The 16,875-nt window shown below is 68.9% G+C and carries 14 protein-coding genes and 4 pseudogenes; 9 read left to right on the top strand and 9 right to left on the bottom strand.

The window, feature by feature from the left end; translation table 11 throughout:
- Positions 1-523: pseudogene (locus ABZ434_RS35075) on the top strand (hypothetical protein); the annotation flags it as partial.
- Positions 524-644: 121 nt separating this feature from the next.
- On the opposite strand, the gene ABZ434_RS35070 reads toward ABZ434_RS35075, so the two are convergent.
- Together ABZ434_RS35070 and ABZ434_RS35065 are read right to left on the bottom strand one after the other, a co-directional pair.
- Positions 645-1,067 carry a hypothetical protein gene (locus ABZ434_RS35070; RefSeq protein ID WP_359145809.1) on the bottom strand — a complete coding sequence of 141 codons (423 nt, stop codon included), beginning with the start codon at positions 1,065-1,067 and terminating at the stop codon, positions 645-647.
- A gap of 88 nt (positions 1,068-1,155) precedes the next feature.
- Positions 1,156-1,710, bottom strand: a pseudogene (locus ABZ434_RS35065) (transposase); the annotation flags it as partial.
- A 95-nt stretch (positions 1,711-1,805) separates the two neighbouring features.
- On the opposite strand from ABZ434_RS35065, the pseudogene ABZ434_RS35060 reads away from it, so the two are divergent.
- Positions 1,806-2,483, top strand: a pseudogene (locus tag ABZ434_RS35060) (transposase); the annotation flags it as partial.
- Positions 2,484-2,725: 242 nt separating this feature from the next.
- Here the strand turns inward: ABZ434_RS35060 and ABZ434_RS35055 are convergent.
- Both ABZ434_RS35055 and ABZ434_RS35050 read right to left on the bottom strand, forming a co-directional pair.
- Complete coding sequence (locus ABZ434_RS35055; protein WP_359145806.1) at positions 2,726-3,706, bottom strand: NADPH:quinone reductase; 981 nt, start codon at positions 3,704-3,706, stop codon at positions 2,726-2,728.
- Positions 3,707-3,708: 2 nt separating this feature from the next.
- Positions 3,709-4,284: a PadR family transcriptional regulator gene (locus ABZ434_RS35050; protein WP_359145803.1), complete on the bottom strand. Its 576-nt coding sequence runs from the start codon at positions 4,282-4,284 to the stop codon at positions 3,709-3,711.
- A 172-nt stretch (positions 4,285-4,456) separates the two neighbouring features.
- On the opposite strand from ABZ434_RS35050, the gene ABZ434_RS35045 reads away from it, so the two are divergent.
- A complete protein-coding gene (locus ABZ434_RS35045) occupies positions 4,457-5,236 on the top strand; it encodes an alpha/beta hydrolase (protein WP_359145800.1) in 780 nt (259 codons plus the stop codon).
- Positions 5,237-5,448: 212 nt separating this feature from the next.
- Here ABZ434_RS35045 and ABZ434_RS35040 read toward each other — a convergent pair.
- Positions 5,449-5,831: pseudogene (locus ABZ434_RS35040) on the bottom strand (ATP-binding protein).
- A gap of 969 nt (positions 5,832-6,800) precedes the next feature.
- Here ABZ434_RS35040 and ABZ434_RS35035 point away from each other — a divergent pair.
- A complete protein-coding gene (locus ABZ434_RS35035; protein ID WP_359145797.1) occupies positions 6,801-7,136 on the top strand; it encodes a MerR family transcriptional regulator in 336 nt (111 codons plus the stop codon).
- Positions 7,137-7,384: 248 nt separating this feature from the next.
- Positions 7,385-9,376: a hypothetical protein gene (locus tag ABZ434_RS35030; RefSeq protein ID WP_359145794.1), complete on the top strand. Its 1,992-nt coding sequence runs from the start codon at positions 7,385-7,387 to the stop codon at positions 9,374-9,376.
- Between the two features lie 387 nt (positions 9,377-9,763).
- On the opposite strand, the gene ABZ434_RS35025 is transcribed toward ABZ434_RS35030, so the two are convergent.
- Positions 9,764-10,471 carry a phenylalanine--tRNA ligase beta subunit-related protein gene (locus tag ABZ434_RS35025; RefSeq protein WP_359145791.1) on the bottom strand — a complete coding sequence of 236 codons (708 nt, stop codon included), beginning with the start codon at positions 10,469-10,471 and terminating at the stop codon, positions 9,764-9,766.
- A 96-nt stretch (positions 10,472-10,567) separates the two neighbouring features.
- Positions 10,568-11,404: a DMT family transporter gene (locus ABZ434_RS35020; RefSeq protein WP_359145788.1), complete on the bottom strand. Its 837-nt coding sequence runs from the start codon at positions 11,402-11,404 to the stop codon at positions 10,568-10,570.
- A gap of 122 nt (positions 11,405-11,526) precedes the next feature.
- Here ABZ434_RS35020 and ABZ434_RS35015 point away from each other — a divergent pair, with 122 nt between their 5' ends.
- On the top strand, positions 11,527-12,102 hold the full coding sequence (locus tag ABZ434_RS35015) for an XRE family transcriptional regulator (RefSeq protein WP_359145785.1): 576 nt from the start codon (positions 11,527-11,529) through the stop codon (positions 12,100-12,102).
- A 222-nt stretch (positions 12,103-12,324) separates the two neighbouring features.
- On the opposite strand, the gene ABZ434_RS35010 is transcribed toward ABZ434_RS35015, so the two are convergent.
- A complete protein-coding gene (locus ABZ434_RS35010) occupies positions 12,325-13,221 on the bottom strand; it encodes a LysR family transcriptional regulator (protein ID WP_359145781.1) in 897 nt (298 codons plus the stop codon).
- Between the two features lie 197 nt (positions 13,222-13,418).
- On the opposite strand from ABZ434_RS35010, the gene ABZ434_RS35005 reads away from it, so the two are divergent.
- From ABZ434_RS35005 to ABZ434_RS34995, 3 genes are read left to right on the top strand one after another with little or no spacing between them, the layout of a single operon-like run.
- Positions 13,419-14,297 carry a carbon-nitrogen hydrolase family protein gene (locus ABZ434_RS35005; protein WP_359145812.1) on the top strand — a complete coding sequence of 293 codons (879 nt, stop codon included), beginning with the start codon at positions 13,419-13,421 and terminating at the stop codon, positions 14,295-14,297.
- Positions 14,294-15,664 carry an APC family permease gene (locus ABZ434_RS35000; protein ID WP_359145778.1) on the top strand — a complete coding sequence of 457 codons (1,371 nt, stop codon included), beginning with the start codon at positions 14,294-14,296 and terminating at the stop codon, positions 15,662-15,664. The genes ABZ434_RS35005 and ABZ434_RS35000 overlap by 4 nt, the downstream gene beginning before the upstream one ends.
- Before the next feature lie 27 nt (positions 15,665-15,691).
- Positions 15,692-15,985 carry a hypothetical protein gene (locus ABZ434_RS34995; protein ID WP_359145775.1) on the top strand — a complete coding sequence of 98 codons (294 nt, stop codon included), beginning with the start codon at positions 15,692-15,694 and terminating at the stop codon, positions 15,983-15,985.
- Here ABZ434_RS34995 and ABZ434_RS34990 read toward each other — a convergent pair.
- Positions 15,950-16,465, bottom strand: a complete 516-nt coding sequence (locus ABZ434_RS34990; protein ID WP_359145772.1) for a hypothetical protein — start codon at positions 16,463-16,465, stop codon at positions 15,950-15,952. The genes ABZ434_RS34995 and ABZ434_RS34990 overlap by 36 nt on opposite strands.
- Between the last annotated feature and the right edge of the window lie 410 nt (positions 16,466-16,875).

Genomic DNA, 16,875 nt, shown 5'->3' with positions numbered 1-16,875 from the left:
CTCCATCCTCTCGCATGGCGATGAGCGCACCGGGCGGCTACTTGCTCTGCACGTTCATCCGTACGCACCCCTGCACATAGGCAAGTACGCCGACACCCCCCACCAGCCCGTTTCCGGAGCACACCCGTACCAGGACCCCGCCTGCACCATCGAAGAACGTGTCACGGACCTGCTCGGGCGCATGACGCTGGAGGAGAAGGCAGGACAGCTCTTCCACACCATGGTCACCATCGACCCCGGCGGCAGCCCCGTCGAAGACCCCGGCCAGACCACCGCGCCGCACATGGTCACCGCCCAGCCCAGAAGCACTTCAACGTCCTGGGCGCCGCCAGGCCCCCGCGAAATGGCGCTCTGGCACAACCGCCCTCGGTATTCGCGGCGGACGGTGTCGGCGAAGCTGCGGACGAGGCCGGCGTCTGCGACGGCGGCCAGGCCGAGCGTCTCGGGCCACTGGGCATCATCACCGGTCTGCTGCGTGAGCAGCTCGGCTTCACCGGCCTCGTGGTCGCCGGCTGGGGACTGATCACCGAAAGTGAAATCATGGGCGAGAAGCACCCCGCTCGCGCCTGGGGCGTGGAACACCTCGATCCCAACGAACGATTTCTATTCCTCTTGTCAAGCCGTTCTGGCTGGGGCACTGGCCGTCAGTCGGCCGCCGGCTCCACGGTCGCTGCAACTGAGCGACTGCGGAGACCTGCGGCCACATGCTCCATTTCGACCAACGTGCCCGCCAGGCCGGTCGTCCTCAGCTCGTCGGCCATTGCCCGCGCCTGCGCCAGCGACAGCCCGTGTGTCTCCCGCAGAGCGTGCAAGACAGGGACAAGACTCGGCTCGGGCCCTGCAAGGCGAATTCGAGCAGGGCCGTGCTCTGCCAGCAGCGCCTGACGGATCTCCTCGGGGGTCGTTCCGCCGCTGTCCTGCTCGCACCACGTAGTGGGACAGGTCCGGCATCTCCCTTCGGTGCCCCACCACACCTGCCCGCGGTCAATGAACTGGCCGATGTCGCGTATCAACACACCGCCGCAGTCATCGCATCGCGTCGCGAACTTCACGCCCTGAGTGATCACCGCACTCCCCGCCTTCGGCCCTCGGTCTGCGGATCTTCCCGCATCCGTGTCTGCTCGTCGACCGCAATTCCTCGCGGAGTTGTCGAGCTCAAGCGGCGGTCGGGACCGGCGGTGTGGGATCGTAGGGTCGATTGTCGCGGAGAAGAGCCCAGAGGACGTTGACGCGTCGTCGGGCGAGTGCGAGCACGGCCTGGGTGTGCCGCTTGCCCTCAGCGCGCTTGCGGTCGTAGAAGCGGCGTGATTCCTCGCAGCAGCGAATCCTGATCAACGCGGAGGTGTAGAGGACGCGTTGGAGGCTGCGGCTGTATCTCTTGGCCCGGTGGAGGTTTCCGCTGATCTTGCCCGAGTCGCGGGGAGCCGGGGCGACGCCGGCGAACCCGGCAAGCTGGTCCGGGGTGCCGAAGGCCGTCATGTCTCCGCCGGTGGCTGCGAGGAATTCGGCGCCCAGCAGGGGGCCTATGCCGGGCATGCTCGCGATCACCTCGGCGTGTTTGTGCTCGCGAAACAGGGCCTCGATGAGCTTGTCGATCTCGGCGACTTGCTCGTTGAGGCGCATCACCTCCCTCGCCAGGGTGTGCACGAGCTGGGCGGTCGGCTTCTTCCCGCTCACGCTGGTGTGCTGGCGCTCGGCAGCTTCCACGGCGGCCTGCGCCAGTTGGGCGGGCACCGGTGCAGCGGATGGCCGCCGGGGGGTCTGTACGGCGAGCAGCGTAACTTCCGTACTGAAAGCGGCAGTTGATGGCTGACGTGAAGAGTGACATCGAGGTCGGGGCCGCTGTGGGTGCGACGGGCCCCGTGGATGACGGGCTGGTCGCCGAGTTGGTGGCCCGGGCTCAGGCCGGTGGGGTGAAGCTCACCGGAGAGGGCGGGCTGCTGCAGCAGCTGACGAAGCGGGTGCTGGAGTCCGCGCTGGAGGGTGAGCTCACTGATCATCTGGGGCACGATCCCGGCGAGCGGGCCGTGCGCGGCCGGGAGAACTACCGCAACGGGCACCGGTCCAAAACGGTGATCACCGAGTCGGGGCCGGTCGAGGTCGCGGTGCCGCGGGACAGGGCCGGATCCTTCGAGCCGCAGCAGCTCAAGAAACGCCAGCGTCGGCTGGGCGGAGTGGACGAGATGGTCCTGCCTCTGTCGGTGAAAGGGCTCACGCACGGGGAGATCTCCGCGCATCCTGCCGAGGTGTACGGCGCGGAGATCTCCAAGTCCACGATCTCCACGATCACCGACAGTGTGATGGCCGGCATGACCGAATGTCAGAACCGGCCGCTGGACAGTTTTTACCCGGTCGCCTTCATCGACTGTGTGAACGTGAAGGTCAGGGACGGGAAGGTCGCCAACCGGCCCGTCTACATGGCAGTCGCGGTCACCGCCGAGGGGCGCCGGGACATCCTGGGCCGGTGGATCGGCGACGGTGGGGGACCCCGGTGCACCCACACCGCCGTGTGTCACCTCACGGCGTTCAGGTCCTGGCCTCCAGCCGGGACTCGGCGACCGCGAGGCAGGCGATGGCCCCGGGTAGTACGACCGTGCCTGCGACGGTGGCCGCGGTGAGCCGCTCGCCCTGGAAGAGCACCGCCACGTAGCGGCAACGCGGGGCACCGGGCCCGATGACCGGGCAACGACCGTGGGGAGGAGCGAGGAGGTTCCGCCGGGTTTCTCTACTGTGGAACGTCGATCAGGACGCGGCCCCGGCCGCCGGCGTCGATACGGTCGTGGGCCTTGGCGATGTCGGCGAGCGGGAAGCGGTCTCCGACATCGACGGTGAGGGAGCCGACGGCCGCCGCGGCGGTGAGATCCCGGGCAGCCTGGCGTCTGACCTGGTCGGGGAAGTCGTCGCTGCCGAACAGGCGCAGGGTGACGTTGTTGAACAGCAACGTCCAGAACGGGATCTCGGTCCGGTCGTCGCGGGTGGCGTACGCGGCGATGGTGGCGCCGTTCGCGGCGACGGCGTCGTCCAGGACGGCGTTGTCGGACAGGGAGACCTCGATGATCCGGTCCACGCCATGGGGTGCGTGGGCGCGGATCGCGGCGGCCGGGTCGCCACAGTCCAGCGCGACGGCGTGGGAGACGACCGCGGGATCGATCCGGCCCAGGTCGGTGCCGCGTCGCACGGTACCGACGACTGTGGCCCCGCCCCAGCGGGCCAGCTGGGCGGCCAGGGAGCCGACCCCGCCCAGAACGCCGTTGACGAGAACGAGGTGGCCGTCGACGGGGCCGTCGGCGAAGACGGTGCGGTGCGCGGTGATGCCGGGGATGCCCAGGCTCGCGCCGAGGTCATCGGACAGGTGGTCGGGCAGCGGTACGGCGAGCTCGCCGGGGACGACGGTGCACTGGGCGGCGGTGCCGAAGGGGCGGTAGGACTGGGCGCCGTACACCCACACTCGTTGTCCCACGCGGCGTGCGTCGATGCCGTCGCCGACGGCGTCGATGATGCCGGCGGCGTCGCTGTGCGGGATCACCCGCGGATAGGGCATGGCCGAGCCGGTCCAGCCGCGTCGCTTCTTGGTGTCGCCGGGGTTGGCGCCGGAGACGGTGACGCGGACGCGGACCTCACCAGGGCCGGGGGCGGGGTCGGATACCTCACCGTACTGGAGCACCTCGGCGGCCGGGCCCTGCTGGTCGTACCAGGCCGCAAGCATGTTCAGTCCTTCCGATCACGGGTGTGGGTCTGGGGGCGGGGCTGCTCGTCGGCCCCGGGGATGGCGTCGCCGTCCAGGACCTCGTGGAGCCAGGCGCGTTCGGCGCGGCTGGTGACGCGGGCGGTGAGCATCATGCCGCGCCGGTAGGGGTCGGCGACCTGCTCGGCGCGCAGCGGTGTGTCGCCGTCGTAGAAGAAGCTGGCGGGAGCCTGAAGGAAGTCCAGGCGGCGGCGCAGCACGGCGTGCTGCTCGGCCATGTCGGGCAGCAGCGAGAGGAACGCCAGGACCGCGAACCAGCGGGAGAAGTCGGTGATCTCGTGCTCGGCCGGTTCCCGCAGCCGCCGAAGCATGTCCTCGCGTCCTGCCGCGGTCAGGTTCAGCACGTATCGGCCGCCGCCCGCCTCGGGTGCGGGGCGCCGTTCGATCAGCCCGGTCTTCGTCAGCCGGTTGAGCGCCGGGTAGAGGGTGCCGTCACTGACCGGACGGCTGTAGCCGGTCAGGTGCGTGATGCGGCGGCGCAGCTCGTGACCGGGCAGGGGGCCTTCGGCGAGGAAGCCGAGTATCGCGAGTTCCAGCATGACCCCAGGATCTCACATCGAAACGATGCACACATCGTTTCGATGTCACGGTGGATTCGCAGGCTCCGTACCACCTGCAAGGCCGCCCCGGCCGGGCCGCCCGCGCCGCACCCCTCCCGGGAGCGCGACATGAGGAAGAGGATCATGACTGCAACTACTCCCCGCCAGGCCCATGTCGCCTCCGCCGACGGCACGGAGATCGCCGTCACGGTCACCGGCCAGGGCCGCCCCCCTGGTCGTCTCAACAGGTGCCCTCAACGCCGCCCAGGACTGGCAGATCCTCGCCGACCTGCTGGCCCCGCACTTCACCACTTACGCGATCGACCGCCGCGGCCGGGGCGCCAGTGGCGACAAGAGCGAGCACGCCATCCAGCGGGAGGCCGATGACATCGCCGCCGTCCTCGACCTCGCCGGCCCCGACGCGATCCTGCTCGGCCACTCCTACGGCGGACTGGTCACCCTCGCCCACGCCCTGCACCAGCCCCCGGCTGCGTTCATCCTCTACGAGCCCCCGATCCCGCTGGGCGGCCCCGTCGGCGGCGACGCCCTCGCCCCCTTCGAGGAGGCCGTCCAGGCCGGCGACCTCGACCAGACCCTCACCCTCGGACTGCGGAACTTCCTGAAGTTCCCCGACGAGGCCATCGAGGAGTTCCGCCAGACCCCGTTCTGGGCCATCCGCGCCTCCATGCCCCCGACATGGGCCCGCGAGATGCGCGCGATGGACAGCTTCGGCGATGACCTCACCCGCTTCGCCGCCCTCAAGATCCCGACGCTCCTCGTGATCGGCGAACTCAGCCCTCGCTGGCTGGCCGACGTCTCCCGCCGCCTGCACCAGGCCCTGCCCGACGCCCGCCTCGTCGAGATCCCCGGCGAAGCCCACGACACCTTCCTCACCGGCCCCCACGCCCTCGCCGACGCCATCACCGCCTTCGCCGACGGCCTACCTGACTGATCCACAAGTGCCCGCTACTGAACGTTACCGCTGCTCATGTTCACGCGGAAATGCTCGATCCGGTACCCATGATCACGCGGAAGTGCTCACGGAACGGCGGAACCTGCACCGGATGTAGGTTCCGCCGTTCCGTGAGCACTAGCTCCAGGGGAAACGCGCGAATCCGGTCCCGTGAGTCGAAGCCCAAGCCCAGCCAGCGCAGCGTTCTTGCGTTACCGGTCGAGAAGGGCGCGTACGGTTTTGCCGCCGTCGGTTCGGCGGGTGACCGCGGTGGTGCGGGCGAGGCGGTTGACCAGAGGCCAGCCGAATCCTCCCGTGTCGCCGCTCCGGTCGGGAGTGCGCATCCGGGGCGGCCGGGGGCTGGCGTCGTGCACCAGCACCTCGATGCTGTCGGGGTGTGCGGTCAGTTGCAGGGTGCAGGTGCCGCCGCCGTGGCGCAGGGCATTGGTGGCGAGCTCCGAGATCACCAGGATCACGGTGTCGGCTGCCTCGGCGACGGTACGAGTGCTGCAAGGAAATCCCGGGCGCTCTCACGCGCGTCGGCGACTGTCCGTGCGGAGCGGACGAGGGCAACGTTGACGCCCATTGTGTCCATCAGGTCACCGTGGTCTATGGATCGTCAATGTCTGGTCCTGCGTGCCGGTGCTTGTGCCCAAGTTCGGGCCCATAAACCCCATCAAGTCCCTGCTTCGTGGACTTGGTTGCCAGCGCAACCGTGCGACCCGAGAGGTGAGCCGTGGCGTTCGCGGCGCCGAGGCTGCGGATCGGCGCTGCTCAGGGCGGGTGTCGCCGGCCGGGGCGGGACTGACGACCCCCTTCCACGGCTGAGGTCGACTACCTGCCTGCCGGGTGCTCGGAAATCTATGTCGGCTGGAGTATATATTGGGTGGCGGTGTAGTTATGGTTTCTCTCGTAGCCGAGATCAAGCAGGGCCCGGCAGAGACGAACTGCCAGGCAGTAGGTACCTGCAAGTGCAGTACGCAGGACGGTGCGGTGGTGGAGTTTCGAAGCCAGAGCGGTTGCAGGAAGGCGACGGGACTGACGACCGGACCGGGTGGCCCGCAGTGATCAGGGGCCGCCGTGAGAAGTACCGCAAGAGCAGTTCAGTAGGTGCAGTACGCAGGACCAGCAGAGCGGTACTCAGTGGTTCCTCGATAAAGGCGTCTGCTGCGGACGCGCGTACCGGGAAGTTCGACAGTGGGGTTCCAAGCCAGAGCAGATGCAGGAGAGGCGACGGGGCTGGCTGTCGAAGAGTGGCGCTGGGCAAGGCCACCAGCAGTATGCACGCAGTGAGTTGTTCAGTCAGAGGGAAAGAACGGAGGGGCCAGGCGCCATCAGGATCGCCCGGACGGAAGTCTTGAGTCCGGGTACCGCAGGACATCGATAGTGAGGTGGTCTCCGGTCAAGCAACCGCGATCCCCGTATACGCCCACATCCCCCGTGAGGCGTGCGGAATAAGAAGGCCGGCGCAGTACCAGGGCCGGTAGATGGTGTAGCAGTTCCTTCGGGGCCCGGGTGCCACATGGCACCCGGGCCCCTCCAGCGTGTTCCACAGAGAGGTGCGATGACAGCAGACGATTCCTTCGGCCGTCTCGACGACGAGGACTACCCCGCCTACACCATCGGCCGGGCCGCCGAGGCACTCGGCACCACCCAGGGCTTCCTCCGCGCTCTCGGCGAGGCCCGCCTGATCACACCGCTGCGCTCCGAGGGCGGCCACCGCCGCTACTCCCGCTACCAACTGCGCATCGCAGCCCGCGCCCGCGAACTCGTCGACCAGGGCACCCCCGTCGAAGCGGCCTGCCGCATCGTCATCCTCGAAGACCAGCTCGAAGAAGCCCAGCGCATCAACACCGAACACCACCACGCCGCAGGCACGGTGAAAGCGCCCGTGGACTGAGGTGTGCGCCCTGACTCCTGTTGACGGCGAGTTGAGACGTCGAACACCTCCCTCCGGTCCCGGCTGGCCACCAGCGGCGGTTGCGCATCCTCTGACCTCTCGCCCCTCGGCGGCCGTCGGACCGGTCGTCCCCTGATCCCTGCCGATGCCTTCGAGGCATGCCGTCGAACCCCCATTGGTCTTCGACTGCAGGACCGCGCGTCCCCAGAATGCGGGCACTACCCTTTCGCGTTCATGAGGAGTTCACAGTGTCCCCCTTGTACGCCCAGCGCCGCTGGGCCGTGTTGACCGTGCTCGTACTGGCCTTGGCCCTCATACCCTTCTCACCGCTGGCGGCGAGAGCCGCGTACGCCGCGTCCGCCATACCCGGTGATCCGCTCACCGGGAGCGGTGCCGTGACCAGGTCAGTGCTGACCGCCGCCGCCCTGACCAGTGGCGCGGCCACCGGCACCGTCGCCAACGACGCCTTCGCGCTGCCCGCGGCGGCCGCTGCCCCGACGCACACCTTCGAGGGCACCCTGACGCTCAACGACGTGGCCACCGCCGGCGGCTTCCGCACCGTCAAGGACCCCTACCGCTACGCGGCCACCGCCGCACTCAAGCACTTGCCGCCGGTGAGCATCGATCTCGTGCAGAACGGCAGCCACGTCATCCCTGCCGTCCGCGGTCTGCAGATCACCGGAAGCGCGTACTGGAACCTGATCGTCGGGGGCGGACGCGCCTGGAACGAGAACGGTGACGGCGGCCGTACCCGCGTCTCGCTGCCCCTCGCGCTGGTCGAGCGCAACGCCAACTGTGTGCACAATGGCCTGCTGACCTTCCTCTTCGACGGCAGCAGGATCTCCCAGGTCCGTTACCAGATCACGCACGAGACGTGCGAGTACTTCCAGTTCGACATGTGGGGCCAGGTCGGCGCGACCTACTCCCGGCACAACGTGACCGGTGAGACCAACCTGAAGAACGCGTACGCCGCCGAGGTCGCCCACCGCATCCCGACCAAACCGATCAGCGCGCTGAGCACCGACTTCCCGAACGCCGGTATCGACACCAGCGCGTTCGGCAGCAGCATCACTGCCTCGGCGCTGAGTACGTACGGTGTGTCCTACGGCGGGGTGAACTACGTGGGCGCGTGTAAGACCCGGCAGGGCGCGTACCCGTACTGCAACCAGATGGTGCTGCCGTCGTACTCGCTGGCCAAGTCGATGTTCGCGGGCATCGTGCTGATGCGGCTGACGCAGGTCTACGGTTCGTCCGTGCCATCGCAGCGGATCCGCGACTGGGTCAGCGAGGCGGACACCTCCGCCTGGAGCGGCGTCACGTTCCAGGACACGGCGAACATGGCCACCGGCAACTACTCCTCCAGCGCCTTCGAGGCCGACGAGGCCGGCAGCGGCATGCTGTCGTTCTTCGACGCCGAGGCGTACGGGCCCAAGATGACCGCCGCGCTGGCCTTCCCGCACTCTGCTGCGCCCGGCACGAAGTGGGTCTACCACTCCTCCGACACCTTCGTGCTGGTCCGGGCGATGCAGAACTACCTGGTGTCCAAGGCCGGCGCCGGCAGCGACATCTACCGCTGGATCCGCGAGCAGGTGCTGGTCCCGCTGCACCTGAGCCCGGACGTGCTCACCACCGAGCGCACCGACAACAGCGCCACCGGGGAGCCGTTCGGCGGGTACGGCCTGTTCTACACGCAGGACGACATCGCCAAGGTCGGCCGGTTCCTGAACGCCGACGGCGGGAAGATCGGCGGCGTGCCGAAGCTCGACCCGCCGATGCTCGCCGACGCGATGCAGCAGAACCCGGCGAACCGCGGCATCACCACGACCCCCGACACGACCGGCAGGACCTACCAGTACCAGGACGGCCTGTGGGCCCGGAAGTTCACCTCGGCGGACAACCCGGTGTTCACCAGCACGGTGTACGTGCCGTTCATGTCCGGCTTCGGCGGCATCACCGCGGCGATGCTGCCCAACGGTGCCACCTACTACTACTTCAGCGACAACGACGAGTTCGGCTGGTCCGCGGCGGCCGCGCAAGCGTACAAGCTGCCCGCCGCCGGCGGAGGCGGCGGGAGGTGCACGGCCGGCCAGCTGCTCGGCAACGGCGGCTTCGGGACCGGGACGGCGTCGCCGTGGACGGCGGGCGACAAGGTCGTGTCCGACAAGCGGGGGAAGTGCCGCACAGCGGCACATGGTTCACCTGGATCGACGGCTTCACCGACAAGCTCGCACAGAAGGTGACGATCCCGACCGACTGCACCCACGCCTACCTAGCCGCGGTTGACGTCCCCCGCTGGCGACTCGTGGGAGGGGCCCGACATCTGTCGGGCCCCTCCCACGTTTCTCTGCCGTCAAGACGCCCGCCTTGCCGAGGAGTGGGTCCCCGCAATCCACGACGAGTCCGGCCCGTACGGCGCGGTGGAGGACCTGGCCCCCAACCGGGTTGGCCTGAACAGGGTGATCACGCACCAACCGTCCTGGCCGCCTCGCCTGGCGCCCGCTGCGCGACCCGGACGCGCCGGAGCTGAATGAGGACGACGTGGCGGCGGCCAGGAGTGAGTGGCGGCAGCCTGGGGCGCTGGCCAGTTCGCGTCCCGCCGTGTTCAGGCGGGTAGGCGGGAGTGTGGTTCAGACGCGGACCTGGGGGTGTTCGGGGCTGAGATAGTGGACGGTGCTCTCGGTGGCGTGCGCGGTGAGCAGGTCCCGCAGCTCGCCGGCGGCGGTGGTGAGGCGGTGTCCGTCGCGTACGGCAGCCAGGGTTTCGAGGACGAAGGCGACGCGGGTGGAGTCTTCGGTGACGCGGGTGCGGTGGGCGTCGCGGTGGTTCCAGTGGCGGGTGAGCACGTCAGCGGTGTCGGTGTAGATGATCTCGCCGGGCTTGGGGTGCTCGACGATGTCGGGTTCGCCGAGCGGGGTGAAGGTCTCGGTGCCGTCGGCGTGCCGGATCTCGACGTCGCCGGTGACGTGGTCGAGGTCGAAGGCGCCGGCGGGCAGGGCGTGGCGGACGGAGACCGTGTTGTAGGAGTCGACGGCCGGGTTGATCCGGGGCAGGCTGCCCTTCTTGGCCATGCGGCGGCCCAGCGCGTCGACGCTGGGGCGGATGCGGCGTGGGTTGGTGCCGAAGGAGCGGTAGGCGGTGTGCCATGTCTCGATGCGCGGGTCGGCCTCGTCGGCGGGGACCCAGGTGCCGTTCGCGAGCTGCTGTTCCAGGTCTTCCAGGGCGGTCGTGGTGGCGGGCCAGGGCTGGTGGCCGCGCAGGCCGGTGGCGGTGACGACGGCGATGAGGGTGTCGGGGAAGGCGTCCGCGACGGCGGGGCTGATGCGGAAGGTGGTCATCGAGGGGGTCCGTTTTCGGGAGTGCGGGCGGGGTGGGGTCAGACTTCCAGGAGCAGGTGCGCTCCAGGCGGCGCAGCTGCTGTTCTGCGGTGGGCGTCAGGTGAGGGCGAGGAAGCTGACGGCGACGGCGGCGGTGCCCAGGCCGATCAGCTGGGTGCGGTGGATGCGCTCGGCCAGGACGCTGCGGGCGAGCAGGACGGTGCCGGCCGGGTACAGGGCGGTGATCACAGCGACGACGGCCAGGTCGCTGCTGCGGGCGGCGAGCAGGAACAGCAGGTTGGCCACCGAGTCGAGCACGCCGGCCGCCGCCGACATCGCGTAGGCAGGTTTTTCCGGGCCCAGCCGCCTGAACATCAGCCCGGCCGCGGTCAGGGTGACGGTGGAGGACACGGCGCGGCCGACGATCAGCGGGCCCACCCCGCTGTCGGCCGGCGCCTGGTGCAGGAAGATCAGTTGCAGGGCGATGGCGGCCCCGGCGCCGAAGGCCATCAGCATCGCTGTGCGCGAGGGGCGGATGCTGCCGGCGCCGTGTCCGGCGCTGACCAGCACCACCGCAGCGAGCGCCAGCGGCAGGCCGATCAGTCCGGCCGTACCCAGGTGCTCGCCCTGCAGCAGTCCGACACCGACCGGCAGCATCGCCGAGATGAGCGCGGTCACGGGCGAGAGCACGTTCATCGGGCCGATCGCGAGGGTGCGGTAGAGCAGGGTGAACGCGGCGGCCGACGCGACACCGGAGGCGGCACCCCATGCGAGGGTCGCGGGGGCGAAGGAGGCGCCGAGGAAGGGCCACAGCAGCAGCTCGACGGTGAGCGAGGCCGGAGCGGCGATCATCACGGTGCGCAGGACGTGGGCCTTGCGGGCGCCGAGGCCGCCGAGGAAGTCGGCGCCTCCGTAGGCCAGGGAACTGCCCAGGGCCAACAGCAGAGCGATCACGGTGGTAGATCCCTTACTATCAATGGAACGACTACACCGTACAACGCACCGACCGGAAGTCGTCAACCGAACGACCGCACGGTGCAGTGCAGTAGTCCACCTACCGAGAGGGGTGACGGCCGATGACCGAGACAGAGGCGGCACTGCGGACGCTCGCGCACAACGTCCGCGCGGCCCGCACCCGCGCCGGACTCTCCCTGGACGAGCTCGGCCGCCGCGCCAAGGTCAGCAAGGGCGCCCTGGTCGCCCTGGAGAAGGCCCAGGGCAATCCCAACTTCGCCACCCTGGTCCGCCTTGCCGACACCCTCGGCGCCTCCGTTTCCACCCTGCTGGAGGGGCGCTCCGAGGAACGTGTCCGGGTGGTGAGCGCCGCCACCGTCATGCCCCTGTGGAAGGGCGAGCGCGGCAGCGAAGCCCGGCTCATGCTGACCACCAGTGGCCCGGCAGCCACCGAGGTCTGGCGCTGGACGCTGGAACCCGGCGAGGAATACCCCAGCCACCCCCACCAGGCCGGCGTCGTGGAGACCGTCAACGTCACCGCCGGGCAGATGGTCCTCGTCGTCAACAGCACCGACCACCCCGTCGAGGCCGGGCAGACCGCCACCTTCGACGCCGACGCCCCGCACACCTACCGCGGCTCGGGCACCGAGACCTGCCACCTGATCATGACCGTCCACCTGCCCCCCGGCCCCGCGTAGCCCGGGCAGGCCAGGGTGTCCGCACCGGACCGTCCCCCGTCTGTCGTCAAACGAGGCTGCGCTCAAGCGGTCGGCGCACCACCGCTGTTCCAAAGGCCGGCGCGGATCTCTGCCGGAGTGCGGTAGCCGTGGGTGTTGCGCGGACGGTGGTTCGAGTTCGTGAGCAATGGCGTCCACCTCGTCCTGGTGAGAGCCGTGGTCTGCAGCCGTCGTCGCTGCAGTTCACAGGCGGGCGGCGACCTGCGGCCCGTACCGCTCGACACAAAAGCGTGACAATCCGGCGGCGAATGCCTCGATGCTGCGCAGCGCGTAGTGGCCGGCGTCCCACGCCGCGTGCAGATGGATCTGCAGCGGTTCGCCCGCGCTGTCCAGGATCAGCAGCGGGTGCAGGTCGAAGCGGGGATCGTCGGAGACCACCGCGACACCATGGCCCGAAGCCGCCATGGCCTGTGCGACGTGCGGGGTGTCGCATTCGAGCATGATGTCGTACGAGGCGTCCGCATCCTGCACGGCGTGGTCCAGGATGCGGCGGGTGCCGTGCGCCGGGGTGAGGACGATGAGGGGCTCCGCGGCAAGTTCGCCGATGGTGACGTGGTCCCGGTCCGCCCAGGTGTGGTCGGCACGGACGTAGGCCCACAGCGGCAGGCGGGCCACCGGGAGCCGGGCGAAACGGCGCCTCGAAGGTGCCGAGGAGATGGCCACATCGGCGCCCCTGGCAAGGGCCTGGTACGCCTGTGCCGGACTCTCCGCCTGCACGGTGACCAGCGGATCCTCCGGCCCCCAGGTGGCCAGGAACGGCGCGATCACGTCGGTGATGGTGGTGGGCGGCGCCGCCACGGTGATCCGCATGGCACAACCGGCAGCCAGCGCACCGACCGCGGCCTCGGCGGTGTCCGCGCGGGCGACCAGGTCGCGGGCCAGGGGAAGGAAGCGCCGGCCGGCCGCCGTCAGGACCATCTGCTTGCCGCCGCGGTCGAAGAGCGTCATCCCCAAGGTCCCTTCCAGGCCGCGCAGCTGGCGCGACAGCGAGGGCTGGGCGACGCGGACCACCTCGGCAGCCTTGGTGACGGAACCGGTCTCCACGATGGTCAGGAAATAGCGCAGCACTCGGAGTTCCATGGCGGTGATCCTTCGGCAGACGGAGGAGGGGCATGACACCTCCATGCCTCGAAGGCATGCTAACCAGCCCTGTCAAGTATTTGAAGCTATGACTGACTGGCTGCATTCTTGGCCCACCGGAATTTTCGGTTATCGACACCCGAAGCTCCGTCGACTTCTCCGCGTACAACAATCCTTATCGATTGGCTGGTTCCCGCATGGCCCGCCCCCTGCCCCTGATCCTCGCCCAGGCGCCCGGCCGCCCGGCCGACGACCTCGCCGGCTTTGCCACCGACGTGGAGCGGCGCGTGAAACTGCACGCACCCGGCGCCCTCGTCGTCTACCCCGAACTGCACCTCGGCGAGAACGCCCCCGGCGTGCCTGCCGCCCCGCAGGAGGGGGCCGAGCCGCTCGACGGCAAACGCGATGCGGCCTTCGCCGCGCTCGCGGGTGATCTGGGCATCTGGCTGGTGCCCGGCAGCGTCTACGAACGATGTACCGACGACCACGTCCACAACACGGCACCGGTCTATTCACCACAGGGTGAGCGCCTCGCCGCGTACCGCAAGATCTGTCCGTGGCGCCCGTACGAGACGACCACACCCGGCAACCGGTTCGAGGTCGTCGACCTCGCCGGGGTCGGCCGCATCGGACTGTCCATCTGCTACGACACCTGGTTCCCCGAGATCTCCCGCCACCTGGCCTGGATGGGCGCAGAGCTGATCGTCAACGTGGTCCGCACCACGACGAGCGACCGCGCGCAGGAGGTCGTCCTCAACCGCGCCAACGCCATCACCAATCAAGTCTTCGTCGCCAGCGTCAACTCCGCCGCCCCGTCCGGGGTGGGCCGCAGCCTCGTCATCGATCCGCAGGGCACCGTGCGCGCCGAAACCGTCGATGCCGGCGACTCCACCCTCACCGACGTGATCGACCTCGACGAGGTCAGCAACGTCCGCCACTACGGCACCGCCGGCCTCAACCGGATCTGGGACCAATTCCGCCCCGGCGACCCAGCCCTGGAACTCCCGCTCTACGGGGGCCGCATCGACCCCGCCACCTGGAACCCCGCCCACACCACCGAGGAGCCACCACGATGAACAGCGAGAGCACAGGGAACACCAAGAGACTCAAGGGCGACCTGAGCCTCCTCTCCATCGTCCTGTTCGGCCTCGCCTACATCTCCCCCGGCATCGTCGTCACCATGTTCGGCGTGGTCGCCGCCACCAGCGGCGGCGCGGCCCCGACCGCATTCGCCATTGCCACCCTCGCGATGCTGCTCACCGGGCTGAGTTACGCAAAAATGGCACGCGCCGTGCCCGGCGCGGGGTCGGTCTACACCTACGCCCGCAAAATGCTCGACAGCCGCATCGGTTTCCTGTCCGGCTGGGCAATGCTCCTCGACTACTTCTTCATCCCGATGGTCGGCTGGCTGATCACGGCGATCTACTTCAACGCCCAGTTCCCCGACATACCCAAGTGGGTCTGGCTGATCGTCTCGGTGGGCATCACCACCGCCATCAACGTCTTCGGCATGAAGCTCGCGGACCGCGTCAACAAGGTCCTGATGTTCATCGCCCTGGGGTCGCTGGTCCTCTTCGCCACCCTGTGCGTCGTCTTCCTCGGCAAGCACGGCTCCTCCGCCCCCGCCACGGACGCCCTGTGGAACTCGGGCACGTCGATCGGCGCGGTCACCGCGGCCGCCGCCATCGCCGCGTACTCCTTCCTCGGCTTCGACGCCGTCTCCACACTGGGCGAGGAGGCCAGGGGCGGAGCGAAGACGATCGGCCGCGGCATCATCGGCTGCGTCATCGCCGCCGGAGCGATCTTCATCGTGCTGTCCTTCGTGATGCAACTGGTCCACCCCGGCGCGAAGTTCGCCGACGTCGACGCGGCCGCCTACCACCTGAAGGTCCAGGTAGGCGGCGAGACGTACGCCGAGATGATCAACTTCGTCACCATCGCCGGATCCATCGCCTCCTGTATCGCCCTGCAAGCCTCCGCCGCCCGCCTCATGTACGTCATGGGACGCGACGGCGCACTACCCAAAGCCGTCTTCGGCAAACTGTCGAAAAAGACCGGCACACCCGTCGCGAACCTGCTGCTGACCGCAGCCGCCGGTGTCATCGCCATGAAACTCGACCTGACCACAGCCACCTCATTCATCAACTTCGGCGCCTTCCTCGGCTTCACCCTGGTGAACATCTGCGTCATCGCCCACCTGATCCGAGAGCGCAGACACGGCCGCACCCCCAACCTCTTCTCGTACCTGGCGATGCCGGCCATCGGCGCCGGCGTCTCCCTCTACCTGCTCACAGAGCTCAGCCACGTCGCACTCCAGATCGGCGGCGCCTGGCTGGCGATCGGCGTCACATACCTGGCCGTCCTGACCAAGGGCTTCCGCCGGCCCGCACCGGAGATGACCTTCGACGACGACACCGCGGCCACGGACACAGCCACCGCATAACTCCCCTCCTGATCAGAGGAGACGACGATGCCCCCGACAACTGCTGAACCGGTGCACGACCGGGGCCTCGGAGACCTGCTGATCCACCGCGACATGTTGCTCGACGGACTCGATGCTCCGCAGCACGCCGCCCGTACCGTCCTGGCCGAGATCCTGGACGGCAAGGCGGAGGATCAGCTCTTCGACACCATGCTTGTGGCCAGCGACCTCGGAACCTCCCCCGAACCGTGGGCATCCCGGACACTGGATCTCGTGGTCCAGAGAAGCGAACGATGCGCGGCGCACCTATCCAGTCCGCCGATTTGCATCGACGATGCGTAGGATTTCGGCTGCTTCGTGGAGGAACTCCTGTCCGCGGTTGGTGGGCGCCAGCGGGCTGACGGCGCGATCGATGATGGTGAAACCGGCGGCTCGTTCGATTCCCCGAATGCGTTGGCGGAGAAGACCACTTCGCCCGTCGTAGAAGGCCCGGGCGGCGGCTGCGAAGGTTTCGTGGCCTGGGATTTGCGTGATCACGCGTAGGCGATCGAGGGCGAATGTCGTCATCACGACGGCGCGCATCGCACGAGAGTGGCCGTGGGAGATCCAGGTGCCCAATGGCGTTGTAGCGGCGACAAGTGGAACGGATGGGAATCCCCAGTTCCGGGCCATGGTGGTGAGGTGGTGAAGGGTGACGCCGCGCTCGTGGGCGAGGCTGCGTTGCTCATGAAGGTGCTCACGGTGCAGCCAGTCGCGGGTGACGTCCGGTCGCGGCGGCAGTGGCTGGCGTCCGCGCAGCGGTACTCCGATCTGCACGAGCATGGTCCCGGCTCTCGCAGAACTGCACCCGGCCATCCGGGAGATCTGCCTGAGGTCGAGACCTTGGCGTTCGTAGAGATCGCGCAGCCGTTCAGGCGCCAGGAGATCCGAGCTCGTGGCGGCGTCCCGGACGGAGTTCTTGCCGATCGCGGTACTGGGCGCCGCGGAGGTGACACAAAGCGCGATACACCGGAGCCGCGCGGGCTCGCCGACCACCGAACAGATGACCAACCCGGTTCTACGCCTGCACCTGGCGCTGCAACAGCCACCGGCCGCAGCCCAGAACTCCCGACGTCCGGCCACGGGACCCAGCGCATGAGCGTCGGGAGACACAGAAGCGCCACGTCCGCACATGCAGCGGCCGTCGCTCAAGGCTCCCGCCCTCACGGCGAAGGCCCCCACCGAAGCAGGGG

This window comes from Streptomyces sp. NPDC005761, assembly GCF_040630635.1.
Taxonomy (GTDB): domain Bacteria; phylum Actinomycetota; class Actinomycetes; order Streptomycetales; family Streptomycetaceae; genus Streptomyces.
The sequence above is the reverse complement of the archived record's forward strand: the minus strand, read 5'-3'. Positions and strand labels throughout refer to the sequence as shown.

What these genes read in the sequence shown, in the direction of transcription:
- ABZ434_RS35055 (WP_359145806.1), bottom strand. Translation starts at nt 3,706, where the DNA reads ATGCTTGCGGCCTGGTACGACCAGCAGGGCCCGGCCGCCGAGGTGCTC.
- ABZ434_RS35050 (WP_359145803.1), bottom strand. Translation starts at nt 4,284, where the DNA reads ATGCTGGAACTCGCGATACTCGGCTTCCTCGCCGAAGGCCCCCTGCCC.
- ABZ434_RS35045 (WP_359145800.1), top strand. Translation starts at nt 4,457, where the DNA reads ATGTCGCCTCCGCCGACGGCACGGAGATCGCCGTCACGGTCACCGGCC.
- ABZ434_RS35035 (WP_359145797.1), top strand. Translation starts at nt 6,801, where the DNA reads ATGACAGCAGACGATTCCTTCGGCCGTCTCGACGACGAGGACTACCCC.
- ABZ434_RS35025 (WP_359145791.1), bottom strand. Translation starts at nt 10,471, where the DNA reads ATGACCACCTTCCGCATCAGCCCCGCCGTCGCGGACGCCTTCCCCGAC.
- ABZ434_RS35015 (WP_359145785.1), top strand. Translation starts at nt 11,527, where the DNA reads ATGACCGAGACAGAGGCGGCACTGCGGACGCTCGCGCACAACGTCCGC.
- ABZ434_RS35010 (WP_359145781.1), bottom strand. Translation starts at nt 13,221, where the DNA reads ATGGAACTCCGAGTGCTGCGCTATTTCCTGACCATCGTGGAGACCGGT.
- ABZ434_RS35005 (WP_359145812.1), top strand. Translation starts at nt 13,419, where the DNA reads ATGGCCCGCCCCCTGCCCCTGATCCTCGCCCAGGCGCCCGGCCGCCCG.
- ABZ434_RS35000 (WP_359145778.1), top strand. Translation starts at nt 14,294, where the DNA reads ATGAACAGCGAGAGCACAGGGAACACCAAGAGACTCAAGGGCGACCTG.
- ABZ434_RS34995 (WP_359145775.1), top strand. Translation starts at nt 15,692, where the DNA reads ATGCCCCCGACAACTGCTGAACCGGTGCACGACCGGGGCCTCGGAGAC.
- ABZ434_RS34990 (WP_359145772.1), bottom strand. Translation starts at nt 16,465, where the DNA reads ATGCTCGTGCAGATCGGAGTACCGCTGCGCGGACGCCAGCCACTGCCG.